The organism is Pedobacter sp. BS3 (assembly GCF_008274585.1).
Classification (GTDB): domain Bacteria; phylum Bacteroidota; class Bacteroidia; order Sphingobacteriales; family Sphingobacteriaceae; genus Hufsiella_A.
Genome location: NZ_VTRT01000001.1, coordinates 495,684 through 508,707 on the forward strand (window position 1 = coordinate 495,684; position 13,024 = coordinate 508,707).

Sequence of the window (13,024 nt, forward strand, 5' to 3'; positions counted from 1 at the left end):
TTTACTTAAATGAAATTAAAACCTTTGTTTCCGATATATCTTTTAGCGGGATGCTGACTTCCGTCGTCTCCGCTTTTTTCCCTTTCAATTTAACCGTTTCTGCTATGCGCACACCATCATCATCAATTGCCAGCAGCTTACCTTCCCTTTTGCTGCCGTCGGCCAGCTTTATACGTACGTTCCGGCCGATATTCTTCCGGTACTGGCGCTCAAGCTTTAGCGGCGTATCAATTCCCGGCGACGAAACTTCGAGGTTGTAAGCGTGATCAATGGCATTTTCTTCCTCCAGGTGAAACCCCACATGGCGGCTTATCGCTGCACAATCCTCAATCGCAACGCCGTTATCGCCGTCAACCAGGATGATCAGCTTACCCGGCGGATGCATTTTAACATCCACCAGAAACAGGTCACTCCTGTCGGCAATTTTTTCCTCAACAAGTTCCGAAACACGTTTTTCGATATCCATTGCAGAATATTAGTGTAAAAAAAAGAGGGGACAAACGCGTCCCCTCCTCTCAGATTGGTGCAAATATAGGTAAAATAAATTTGATGTGCAAAGCCCTGATTTTAAATTGAATAAATTACAGGCATGCATCTGTATTTTTGATTTGAAAAGCAGAGACGGTATCGTTTCCGAAGCGGCAATCCCGTTTTCCGCTCATACGCCTGCAACCTGCCCCGAAACCTCGTGGGGGCCTTAGCCACAGGCCGGTATCCGCTGCAACCGGGTTTAGTTAACTGCAGCCAGTGCTGCTATTATTGCAAGAATCAGAGTACAAGCTCGTCCGCGTTTGCAAACGCGGATGCCTGAAAACAGCGATTGTATCGCTTTAACAAGGCTCAACTATGGCACTAACGCCCTGGCTCGTGTCTTCATAAATGAAGCTTCGTGAAGACACGGAGCTTGGCTTGGGCTTACTTTAGCTCGACGGGATTTATGATCTCGTCGGCAATTACCCCGGATTTATAATTCTACTAACGCCCTGGCTCGTGTCTTCACGAGCCAGCATAAATGAAGCTTCGTAAAGACACGAAGCTTGGCTTGGGTAATCCGAACGAAGCTTCAGCTTCGCCCGATTGGTAATATCATCTGCATCTCCTGTCAAGAGAATTTGCAAAAGTGAAATCTTATTCCGAATATTGGTAAACCAATTATTGGTAAACCAAATCAATTATAATTCTAAATGAGAAGTTCCCTTTTACTACTATGCACTTTGCTGTTAAGCAGTTTATCGTTTACCTATTCGCAAACCGCTATTCAAACATCATTTGAAAGCTCAGATGGCTATAATCCAGGAAATATAAATGGACAAAACGGCTGGAGCGTTACCAGCGGAGATGTCGCCGTTTCTAATGCCGCAGCTAAAACCGGAACACAATCCGTTAAGTTTAGTGCGGGCAATACGGCTTTGTTAGCAAAATACACCGCTTACAGCGGCACGGTTACCGGCTTGCGGAACGAAGTTTATGCGGATTTGTGGATAAAACCGGTAGCATTCACCACAAAGGGGTTAACTATAAACGGCGACGACCTTTTCGGAGGAAGCACCAAACGAATCTTCATGATTGAGTTTACCACTGATAATAAAATCAAAGTGTATAACGGCTCTTCGGGTAGCAATGCCGGTACATGGACAGCCAACCAATGGATACGCATTTCTGTTAAAGCCGATTTCTCTACAGAGAAATATAACGTTGCATTTGATGGCGTAGTTGCCGGAACTGACTTCGCCTTCAGGGAAACCTATGCTCCTACCACCAGCGGAAGCCGGGAAGCCGGAGTTAAGGAATTTCACTCGTTGCGGTTTAACCATAGCAGCGATTCGCAAACAGCGACCTCAGAAGCGTACATAGACGATATTTACGTAGGAACAAATCCCATAGCCGACGTATCTTTCGGAGCTTCATCTACCGCCCGTACCATAACCGTTACCCAACCCGATTATGGAACTATCAGCTTATCGCCCGCTAAATCCACATACAACCTTGGCGATGAAGTTACCGCGACACTAACATTACCATCCGGTTACACCAACCTTGGCTGGACAGGCAGCTTATCCGGAACGGAACTCAGCAAAAATTTCACCGTAACCGGCAATATGACCATTGGCGCTAATACCGGTATTGACAGCAGCAATCCGCCACCAAAATATACTATCACCATAAATCCGCCGGAGAATGCGCAAATCACGCTATCGCCAACATCGGCAGATAATACCTACTACAAAGAAACTAAGGTAACCGCTACCATTACGTATGAACCCTGTTACCAGTTCAATGGCTGGACGGGAAACCTCTCGGGAACTGAAATCAGCAAAACGTTCACGGTAACTTCCGATATGACCATTGGTGCGCAAATTGTCGAAAATACAACACCATCGGTTACCCGGACGGTAACTTCGGTTACCGAGTTAAAAATGCGCTGAACGCCATGAATCCCGGCGACATTATAGAAGTTGCTGACGGAACGTATAACCTGAGCAGCGTTAAAATCACCCGTTCAGGATGCCAGAAACGCCCCATTATCATACGGGCCCAGCACCAGGGACAAGCCATATTTAACGGCAGCACCGCTTTTGTTCTTGAAAGTATACAATATGTAACCCTTCAGGGATTTTCGTTTCAGAGTGAGAATATCGGTACAGGCATCAAGCTTCAGAACAGCAGCTATACACGTATCACCGGCAACAATTTCGCCATTAAGGAAAATAGCTCATGCAACTGGGTATACATTGGCGATACGTTCGGTAGTACTGAACCGCTTAAATCAGGTCATAACCTGATTGACCACAATGTGTTTGACGGAAAAACCCAGCCCGGAAAATACATTGTACTGGATGGAAACATTAACCAGCAAAGCCAGTATGACACTATTCGCTATAACCTGTTCAAGAATAACGGGCCGAGGGTAGCTAACGAAAAAGAGAGCATTCGCATTGGTGTAAGTGCCTTATCAAAAAGCAGCGGTTTTACAGTAGTAGAGTATAATCTTTTCCAGGATTGCGATGGAGACCCGGAAATTGTTTCCGTAAAATCATGCGACAATATGGTACGTTACAATACCTTTCAGCGGTGTCTCGGAACGGTATGTTTACGGCAGGGCGAACGAAGTGTTGTTGAAGGAAATTACTTTTTTGGCGAAGGCAAAACCGCCATTTTCACCGATGAAGACAGTGGCTCAAGCAGTACTATAGGCTGTGGCGGTGTACGTGTGTACGGTCGCGGGCATAAGGTAATTAACAATTATTTTGAAGGCCTTACCGGCGACAGGTGGGATGCCGCCTGCACCATCACAAACGGCGATGTTACCAACAGCTCAACCAGCTTATCAGACCATTACCTGCCCGAAGACCTGGTTTTCGCATTTAATACGTTGGTCAACAACAAATCTAATGTTGAAATTGGTTTTGACAACGGGGGTAAATATTCAAAGTATCCCATTAACTGCCAGATAGCCAATAACATTGTAGTGGCCAATGCCAACCCGATAATTAAATCGTACAGCACATCGGCACTGGCCGGAGTAAGCTTCTCCAATAACATCATGTATCCTACCGGGACAGCGTCTATCGGCATTTCTGCCACATCATCACAGGTAATAAATACCGACCCCAAACTAATACACCCGGCATGCAGCGGCAGTGATTGCGCTTTAACAACTGCGGCACGCATATTTCGGCTAAGCGAAAACAGTCCGGCGATTGACGCTGCCACCGGCGATTTCAATTTTGTTACGCTGGATAATGAAGCCCAATCCCGGACCGGCCTGAAAGATATCGGCGCCACCGAATATAAACCGGGCACAACCATTACTACAGGCGCATTAAACGATGAAAATGTTGGCCCCAATGCTGTGGCGTTCACCTACAGCTATAATTCATCGTCAACATTACCTGTAAAACTAACCGGTTTTCAGGCAATTGCCCAGGGTAATCAGGTTCAGCTTCGCTGGAATACCGCCAGCGAAATTAATGTGAAGCAATACGATGTGCAAGGGCAGATTGCCGATGGTTCATTTAAAACAATAGTTACGGTAATGGCTTCCGGTTCAAGGCAATATTCGGCACAGCATACCAATCCCCTCGCGGGATGGAATTATTACCGTTTAAAAATTACCGATAACGATGGCAGCTTCGATTATTCGCCGGTTGCTGCAGCTAAGATATTAACTGCCGGAGCCGTTGTATTTCCAAACCCGGCAGATCAATTTGTTAATATTAGCCTGGATAACGTACCGGCTAATGGCACAAGGCTAAACCTGGTCAATTTACAAGGCGTTGTTGTACAGACCATACCGGCGAAAGTCGCCGCCCGGCAAACACTGACAACAACTGATCTTCCAACCGGGATTTACCAGTTACAGGTTATAGAACCGGGTAGAAAACCGGTGTCATATCCCGTGGTGATTGCGCATTAATTTATAATGTTGATACATAGCGCAGACAGCATTTAAAACGCTGTCTGCGTTATTTTACTAATTTAACCCGAGTTCGAGTTATTTATTTGATTATGAGCATATTGCTTCATTCTAACGCACAATTCCAGCCTTTTCCCGAAATCTCGCATAGGCGTCAAGTTAATTTTAGAGTTTTGCTATCAATTTGTTGATTATTAGATAGTTATTGGCAAAAAAGTAGCAAGTGAACGCAGTGAGCTCATGAATGCCATTGGAAAACCATAAAACCCCTAATGAATAATCTCTGTTAAACCTGTTTTGAGCAGGATTATTAATCGAACTCACGTTAATTTAGAACCCAAAACTCACGTTATATTAAATATTAATATTGCTATAACACATAAAACAAACCTTATATTACGACATTATCCATACCGAAGACGAGAGAGATGCTGATTAACAGGGTCATTATATTGAAGATGGATTAATATGCTGCTTGAAAGCGGTATTGTTTTTCCGCGGGCACCCCAACATGACGTATTTATGCCGCTGCCCGGATAGCCCATAAACTTTTAGCCCGCGGTTTAAACTGCGGGCTAAAAGTTTGCCGGAAGTTCAGATCTCCCGGCATTTTCAGAATAACGTTGTACTAACCGGAGGTTAGCTTAAAAAATATACTTCGTGCTCAGGAAATTAGAAGTGTCATCATTAACAATTTCATTAAGCAGGCGTTTATTATTATCGTTCAGCTTGGCTGCAACCAGTGAGCGGATAGAGAACGAACGCAGGGCGTCTACTACAGACAAAGTACCTTCGGCGCTGTCCTTACGTCCGGTGAACGGAAACACGTCCGGCCCACGCTGACACTGGCAGTTGATATTTACGCGGCTTACCTGGTTCACTAACGGATCGATAAGCGATGCAATTACTGAAGCATTGTTGCTGAACACGCTCACCTGCTGACCGTGGGTTGATTCGATCAGGTATTCAATAGGCTCTTCCAGGTCATCAAACGGTACAACCGGAATTACCGGGCCAAACTGCTCTTCGCGGTAAAGCTTCATTTTAGCATTAACCGGGTACACAATGGCCGGATATACAAACGATTCAACCGTTGCGCCGCCGCCCTTATTAATTACCTTGGCTCCGTTGGCTTCGGCATTTTCAATACATTCTTTTAAATAGGCCGGCTTGCCCAATTCAGGAAGCGGTGTTAACGAAACGCCTTTTTCCCATGGCATACCGAATTTCAGCTTTTCAACGGCTTCGGTTAAACGGCGTAAAAACTCATGCGCTATGCTGCGATGTACAAAAACAATTTTAATGGCCGTACAGCGTTGTCCGTTGAACGATAAGGAACCCAGAACCGTTTCCTGAACAGCCAGATCCAGATCGGCATCTTTGGTAATGATAGCAGCGTTTTTGGCATCAAGGCCCAAAATAGCACGCAGACGGTTTACTTTAGGATGCAGCTTTTTCAGTTCATCGGCAACCTTGCTTGAGCCGATAAGGGTCAATACGTTGATCTTACCCGACTGCATCAGGGCCGGAACGATATTATTTCCACGTCCGTAAATGGTATTAACAACGCCTTTCGGGAAGCTTGAACGGAAGGCTTCCAGCATGGGGTAGTGCAATAAAGTACCATGCTTGGGTGGTTTAAACAGCAAGGTATTTCCCATGATCAGCGCCGGGATAAGCGTGGTAAAGGTTTCGTTCAGCGGATAGTTGAACGGCCCCATACACAGCACCACACCCAAAGGCGAACGGCGAACCTGGGCAACAATGCCCTGCTCAATTTCAAAGCGTGACGATTTACGGTCAATGTCTTTTAAGGCATCAATAGTAGCGTAAATATATTCTACGGTACGGTCAAACTCTTTCACAGAATCAGCGTATGATTTACCAATCTCCCACATGATCAGCTTCACCACGATGTCTTTCTTCTCAATCATTTTATGGGTAAACTGCTCAACACAAGCTATACGATCCTGAACACTCATGGTAGGCCATTGTCCGCGGCCGTTATCATAAGCAGCAACGGCGGCATCCAGCGCTTCCATTGATTCTTTTTCGGTACAAACCGGGAAGCTTCCAATACGCTTCCGCTTTAATCCATCGGCAGTTTTTATACAAACAGGGGAAAATACTTCGTTTACATTACCATTCCACGGCTTCATTTCTCCGTTGCACAGGTATTCCCGCTGGTCTATCTCCTCCAGCAGATACTCTTTCGGTATCTGGCTCTCTTCAACAAAGATTGATTCTAACTGATCTTTGATACTCATCTGATATTTATTTTGATATTATAAGGTTATAGCTTAATAACTTTCATGCGTGGAACCAGCAGCTTCATGACGCTCCAGGCCACCACATAGGCAATGGCACAGATACCGAACATAATGCTGTAACCGGTTTCTATATGACCCAGGGCTTTGTAATGGTCGAATAAAAATCCGCCAAGTTTGGTGATCAGCACACCGCCGATACCACCTGCCATACCGCCGATACCGGTCACAGAGGCAACGGCTTTTTTAGGGAACATATCGGATACCGTGGTAAATATATTGGCAGACCAAGCCTGATGTGCTGATGCCCCGATGCCGATCAATACTACCGGGAACCAAACACTCAAATGACCTAAAGGCTGTGCTGCAAGTACAATGAGCGGGAAAAGTGCGATGATCAGCATAGCCCGCATCCGGCCATCGTATGGATTGTATCCTTTTTTGATGAAATACACCGGGAACCAGCCTCCGCCAATACTGCCAAACATGGTCATGCTGTACAAAACAGCTAACGGTATGGTAATGGCCATGCCGGTTAGTCCATATTGCGCATTCAGGTAAGCCGGCAGCCAGAATAAAAAGAACCACCAAACGCCGTCTGTTAAGAACTTACCAAAGAAAAACGACCAGGTTTGCCGGTATTTCAATAGCTTGAACCACGAAACTTTTTCTGCCTCAACGGTAGAGTCTGGTTCAAGTACCGCTTCCACATCACTGTGAATGTATGCTTTTTCGGCAGCGCCCAGGCGTTTCTGTTTATCCGGTGTTTCGTAAAGCCAGAACCAGAATATCAGCCATAAAAATCCGCAGGCTCCTATAATTTCGAAAGCGGCGCCCCAACCCCAGTTAGCGGCTATCCACGGAACAGAAATTGGCGCTAAAATTGCTCCAACGTTTGAACCGGAATTGAAGATCCCGGTAGCAAAAGACCGTTCTTTCTTAGGAAAATATTCGGCAGTGGCTTTAATTGCAGCAGGAAAGTTCCCGGATTCGCCAAAACCAAGCACGGCTCTTGAAATAACAAAGCCTAATACAGAAACCGATATGGCAGTGGCCCCAAATAAGGCTGCAACCGGCAGGAACAATTCGCCTACATTTTCTGCATATTTATGCATGATAGCACCCAGCGACCAGATGATCAATGCTAAAGCATATCCCCATTTAGTTCCTAAACGGTCGATTAACCGGCCGGCAAACAGCATTGAAATAGCATAAACAAACTGGAATACGGCGGCAATATTGGCATAATCTGTATTTGACCAGCCAAACTCCTTGGATAGCAAAGGCTGCAATAAGCTTAGCACCTGCCGGTCCAGGTAGTTGATGGTTGTGGCGAAAAATAGCAGGGCACAAATCGTCCACCGGTATTTTCCTATCTTTTCCTGAATCATTTAATAAAGGTTTTTATGGTTTATCTGCAAGAATTTACAAGAGCTATGGCTTGTTTGGTCAGTGCGGCAAGCTCATCATACTTTTTATTTTCCATGATGTCTTTACTCACCAGTTTGCTGCCCATACCTACGGCACAAACACCAGCCTTGAACCATCCTTTCAGGTTATTTTCATCAACATCTACACCACCAGTCGGCATAAACAGCAGGTTAGGGAAAATTTCTTTAATAGCCGATAGAAACGCCGGGCCAAGGATATTCCCGGGGAATAGCTTCACCAGCTTTGCGCCTAACTTTTCGGCACGTATTACTTCGGTAGGGGTCATACATCCGGGAATCCATAACAAATTATGTTTGTCGGCTACTTCGGCAGCATCTTCAACCAGGCCCGGGCTGATGATATAATCGGCGCCGGCGTCGATAAATGCCTGGGCAGATTCTGCATCTTTAATAGTTCCCACACCCAGGTACATACCTTTAAGCTCGGCATCGCAAACGCGACGCATTTCTTTGAAATTGGCCAGTGCGGCGGCGCCACGGTTAGTATATTCTATGGTTTTAATACCTGCATTATACAACACTTTAAGCAGCTCGACGCTTACTTGGGTATCTTTATTAAAATACAATGGCAGTATTCCCTGCTCTGGTATCAGCTTTAAAAGCTCTGCTTTTTTGTCCATGTTAGTAGTTTGGTAATTTGGTATAAATTAGTTTGCTGCTAAAGTAGAAAATTTAAAGCTACTTAGCCAAGTAATTAGTGTTTCAATCTACGCAATCGTTCCCGGAGATTTTTAGTAAATAATTCGTTAAATGTCACTTTATGAAGTAATTTTGGTGCAGCTATTCAAAATAATTAAACGAGCAATAAACCTCTATTCAATTAATTACAGAACAAAAAATCATGTCTAAAAAAGTTGTAACACTTGGAGAAATAATGATGCGGTTATCAACTCCGGGTTTTGAAAGATTTGTGCAGGCCGATAGCTTTGATGTTACTTACGGTGGTGGCGAAGCCAATGTTGCCGCTGCAATCTGTAACTATGGCCTTAATGGTACATTTGTATCTAAAGTGCCTGATAATGCCTTAGGCCAGGCTGCTATTAACCATTTGCGCCGTTACGGTGTTGATACCCGGTTTGTTGCCAGAGGTGGTAAGCGCCTGGGCATTTATTTTCTGGAAACCGGCGCTTCTATGCGGGCATCGCAGGTTATTTATGACCGTGCAGACGCTTCTATTGCCGATGTTGACGTTTCTGAATTCGATTTTGATAAGATACTGGAAGGGGCAGACTGGTTCCACACTACCGGTATTACTCCCGCTTTAAGCGATAAAGCCGCCGCTCTTACCGAAGCAGCTTTGAAAGCAGCTAAAGCTAAAGGCATAACCACCAGCATAGACCTGAACTACCGTAAAAAATTGTGGAGCAAAGAAAAAGCCCGCGAAGTGATGACCCGTCTTTGCCAGTATGTGGATGTTTGTATTGGTAACGAAGAAGATGCCGAAACAACATTAGGCTTTAAAAGCGAAGGTACCGATATCACCAAAGGTGAGCTGAACCTTGACGGGTACAAATCGGTATTTAAGCAAATGAAAGATAAGTTTGGATTTAAATACATTGCTTCAACGCTGCGTGAAAGCCACAGCGCATCTGATAATGGATGGTCGGCTTTGGTTTATGATGGTAACGAGTTTTATCATACCCGCCAGTACGAAGTACGTATTGTTGACCGTGTAGGCAGCGGTGATTCATTTGCCAGTGGCTTTATTTATGGCTTGGTAACCGGTATGAAAATGAGCGACGCCGCCGAGTTTGGTGTGGCTGCTTCGGCATTGAAACATACTATTCCCGGCGACCTGAACCATGCCACCTTATCGGATGTAAAAGGCCTGGTTGGCGGCGACGGTTCCGGACGTGTACAACGTTAATTCTAATTTTTATTTATTTGTACTAATTGATAATCCGCCCGGTTTTCGCTGTGGCGGATTTTTTACTTTTAACTTAAAACAACATGATAATTGATTCATTAACTGCTGCCGGGAGATATAACAGCGTTCATCCGCTTTTTAAACAGGCATTTGATTATATCCGGTCGCAAAACCTGGAAGAGCTGGAAGTTGGCCGGTACGAAATTGCCGAAGGCCTGAAAGCCATTGTTTCTGATAAAAATGGCGTTACCGCCGAAGAATCGGGTGCTAAATTTGAGTGCCACAATAACAATATTGATATCCAGTTTTGCATTCGTGGTAACGAAACCATTGGCTGGAAGCCACGCAGCGCCTGCTCATCGCCCAAAGGCGAATACAATGCCGAAAAGGATGTATTGTTTTATAACGATGCTCCCGATATGTATTTCCAGCTAACCGGTGGTCAGTTTGCCATTTTCTTTCCTGAGGATGTACATGCACCCATGATCGGCGAAGGAATGATCAAAAAGCTGGTCATTAAGGTAAAGATCTGACTTCACGGCAAAGCAGAAATTACAAATAATGCGGGCAGCTGCAAGGCTGCCCGCATTATGATCAATTATAAACTTCGTAAGTGAACTATTATTAGTCCCTGCGCCCGCCAAACAGCATCATGGCTAAATAAAGCAGCTGGGCGATAGAACCCAGGGCTGCAACCACGTATGTCATGGCAGCCCACCATAAGGCATCTTTAGCTTTTACGTTCTCGTCGGAGGTTTGCATAATCCCCTGGTTTGTTCTGAGCCAGGCTAAAGCCCGGTTACTGGCGTCGAATTCAACAGGCAGCGTTACCACGCTGAATAATGTTACCACGATCATGGCGCCAAAAGCAATGAGCAGCATGGTATAACCCAGGCTTGAAAAAGCCATAATGAGCCCCAGCATAAATACCCATTGTAACAGGTTAGCCGCAACAGATACTACCGGAACCATGGCCGACCGGAAACGCAACCAGCTATATGCTTTTGCGTGTTGCACGGCGTGCCCGCATTCGTGTGCTGCCACAGCGGCGGCCGCAATACTGCGCCCCTGATAAACCTCGGGGCTTAAGTTAACCGTTTTGTTTTCAGGGTTATAATGGTCGCCAAGCTGGCCTTCTACAGAAACGATCTGAACATCATAAATGCCGTTATCATGCAGCATTTTAGCAGCTACATCTTTACCGCTTAAGCCTGAAAGCAACGGGGTTTCCGAGTATTCTTTAAACTTACTTTTAAAGCGCCATTGCACTGCAAAACTGGCAATGGCAATGATTATAAATAAGAACAATCCCATAATCTTAATTTCTATTTTCTTTGATCTATCAAATAGCATTCCTTTCCAAGTTTTATGACATATTTTCAGGCACTTGCGATTTTAATCTGCCAAAATAATAGCGCTTAAAGCGGATATTTCTTATTTTCGTTTGATAAAATTTTTAGTAATGGAATTTGTACTTATCGGTATCAGCGTTGTAATACTTATTGTAGTGATTTTGCTTTTCATCAAGAAGCCTCAACATGCTTCGGGTATTAGTACAGATGAGTTTAACCAGCTTAAGGCCGAAAACGAGCAGCTAAAGATCAGGCTGGCGGCCGCCGAGCAGCAGATAAAAAGCGGTGAAGCCGAAAAACTATCTGTTACCCAGCTTTTAAAAGAAGAAAAGCTGGAAAGCGAAGGCAAATTAACGGAGCGCATCAATCGGCTGGAAGACGAAAAAAACAGCTTGATCGAACAGCTTACCAATGAGAAGAAGCGCATGTCGCAGGCCGAAGAAGCCTTTAAAGCGCAACGTGAAAAGCTGGCCGAACAAAAGCAATATATTGATGAGTTGCAGCTGCGGTTTAAAACCGAATTTGAAAATATCGCTAATAAAATACTGGACGAAAAATCGCAGAAGTTTACCGAGGTAAATCGCAGTAACCTGGATATTTTGCTTAATCCTTTAAAAGAGAATATCAAAGCCTTTGAAGAGAAGGTAGAAAAGGTGTATAAGGCCGAATCTGACGAACGCAACGTGCTGAAAGGCGAAATTTCCAAGCTGATGGAATTGAATAAGCAGATCAGCGAAGAAGCTAATAACCTGACCAAGGCCCTGAAAGCCGATAGCAAGAAACAGGGTAACTGGGGCGAAATTGTGCTGGATAAAATCCTGGAAGCCTCAGGCTTAATTGAAGGAGAAAGCTACACCAAGCAGTCCAGCTATACGGATGAATTGGGCAACCGCTTACAACCCGACGTGGTTATCACCTTGCCGGATAATAAGCATGTGATTATCGACTCGAAGGTTTCGCTGCTGGCTTATGAGCGCATGGTAAACTGCGAAACCGAGGAAGAGCGTTCAGGTCATCTGAAAAATCACCTGTCGTCTATACGTAACCATATTGGCGGGTTGAGCGCTAAAAATTACCAGGATCTGTACCAGATCAATTCTCCTGATTTTGTGCTGTTGTTTATCCCGATAGAATCGTCGTTTGCCATAGCCATACAAAACGATATTGAGCTGTTCGACTATGCCTGGAACAGGCGCATTGTTATTGTTACGCCATCTACATTGCTGGCAACATTGCGTACCATTGCTTCTATCTGGAAACAGGAGCAGCAAACCCGCAACGCCATAGAAATTGCTACCAAAGCCGGCGCTTTGTACGATAAATTTGTACTGTTTACCGAAGACCTGAAAAAAATCGGCGACAGCATTGAACGTTCGCAGAAATCATATTCAGAGGCGATGAACAAGCTGAATACCGGCAGCGGAAACATCATCGGGCGGGTAGAAACCCTGCGTAGGCTGGGTGCCAAGGCCAGCAAACAACTCGATCAGAAATTAATTAGCGAGGAAGAATAACGCTGGCGAACCGAAGCAATAAGTATCCGCTACGCTGAGCAGCTTATCTAAATTTATAAATGGCTTTTGAAAAATAATAACAGGGTTACAGGCTTTTATTGGCAATTTTATTATCATTTTTGTTTTGTATCATTTTGCGAGCTTTGCATAAAACCA

10 protein-coding genes are annotated in these 13,024 nt (G+C 44.8%); 5 read left to right on the forward strand and 5 right to left on the reverse strand.

Annotation, left to right across the window (positions count from 1 at the left end):
- Position 1 precedes the first annotated feature (1 nt).
- A complete protein-coding gene (gene rimP / locus FW774_RS02160) occupies positions 2-466 on the reverse strand; it encodes a ribosome assembly cofactor RimP (RefSeq protein WP_149346511.1) in 465 nt (154 codons plus the stop codon).
- Between the two features lie 718 nt (positions 467-1,184).
- Here rimP and FW774_RS02165 point away from each other — a divergent pair.
- Entirely contained in the window at positions 1,185-2,426 is a 1,242-nt protein-coding gene (locus tag FW774_RS02165) for an InlB B-repeat-containing protein (RefSeq protein WP_149346512.1), read from the forward strand.
- 5 nt (positions 2,427-2,431) lie between these two features.
- On the forward strand, positions 2,432-4,417 hold the full coding sequence (locus FW774_RS02170; RefSeq protein WP_149346513.1) for a chondroitinase-B domain-containing protein: 1,986 nt from the start codon (positions 2,432-2,434) through the stop codon (positions 4,415-4,417).
- Positions 4,418-5,061: 644 nt separating this feature from the next.
- Here the strand turns inward: FW774_RS02170 and FW774_RS02175 are convergent.
- From FW774_RS02175 to FW774_RS02185, 3 genes are read right to left on the reverse strand one after another with little or no spacing between them, the layout of a single operon-like run.
- Complete coding sequence (locus FW774_RS02175; RefSeq protein WP_149346514.1) at positions 5,062-6,684, reverse strand: NADP-dependent glyceraldehyde-3-phosphate dehydrogenase; 1,623 nt, start codon at positions 6,682-6,684, stop codon at positions 5,062-5,064.
- Positions 6,685-6,710: 26 nt separating this feature from the next.
- The gene (locus FW774_RS02180) at positions 6,711-8,075 is read right to left on the reverse strand and encodes an MFS transporter (RefSeq protein WP_187774780.1); all 1,365 of its coding nucleotides are present in this window, start codon (positions 8,073-8,075) and stop codon (positions 6,711-6,713) included.
- Positions 8,076-8,095: 20 nt separating this feature from the next.
- A complete protein-coding gene (locus FW774_RS02185; RefSeq protein WP_149346515.1) occupies positions 8,096-8,755 on the reverse strand; it encodes a bifunctional 4-hydroxy-2-oxoglutarate aldolase/2-dehydro-3-deoxy-phosphogluconate aldolase in 660 nt (219 codons plus the stop codon).
- Between the two features lie 221 nt (positions 8,756-8,976).
- Here FW774_RS02185 and FW774_RS02190 point away from each other — a divergent pair, with 221 nt between their 5' ends.
- Together FW774_RS02190 and FW774_RS02195 are read left to right on the forward strand one after the other, a co-directional pair.
- Positions 8,977-10,002, forward strand: coding sequence for a sugar kinase (locus FW774_RS02190; RefSeq protein ID WP_149346516.1), 1,026 nt, complete (start codon positions 8,977-8,979; stop codon positions 10,000-10,002).
- 83 nt (positions 10,003-10,085) lie between these two features.
- Positions 10,086-10,535 (forward strand): YhcH/YjgK/YiaL family protein, encoded by a 450-nt coding sequence (locus FW774_RS02195; protein WP_149346517.1) that lies wholly within the window; start codon positions 10,086-10,088, stop codon positions 10,533-10,535.
- A 91-nt stretch (positions 10,536-10,626) separates the two neighbouring features.
- On the opposite strand, the gene FW774_RS02200 is transcribed toward FW774_RS02195, so the two are convergent.
- On the reverse strand, positions 10,627-11,316 hold the full coding sequence (locus tag FW774_RS02200; protein ID WP_149346518.1) for a zinc metallopeptidase: 690 nt from the start codon (positions 11,314-11,316) through the stop codon (positions 10,627-10,629).
- Positions 11,317-11,464: 148 nt separating this feature from the next.
- Here FW774_RS02200 and rmuC point away from each other — a divergent pair, with 148 nt between their 5' ends.
- Complete coding sequence (rmuC, locus tag FW774_RS02205; protein ID WP_149346519.1) at positions 11,465-12,868, forward strand: DNA recombination protein RmuC; 1,404 nt, start codon at positions 11,465-11,467, stop codon at positions 12,866-12,868.
- Positions 12,869-13,024: the final 156 nt, after the last annotated feature.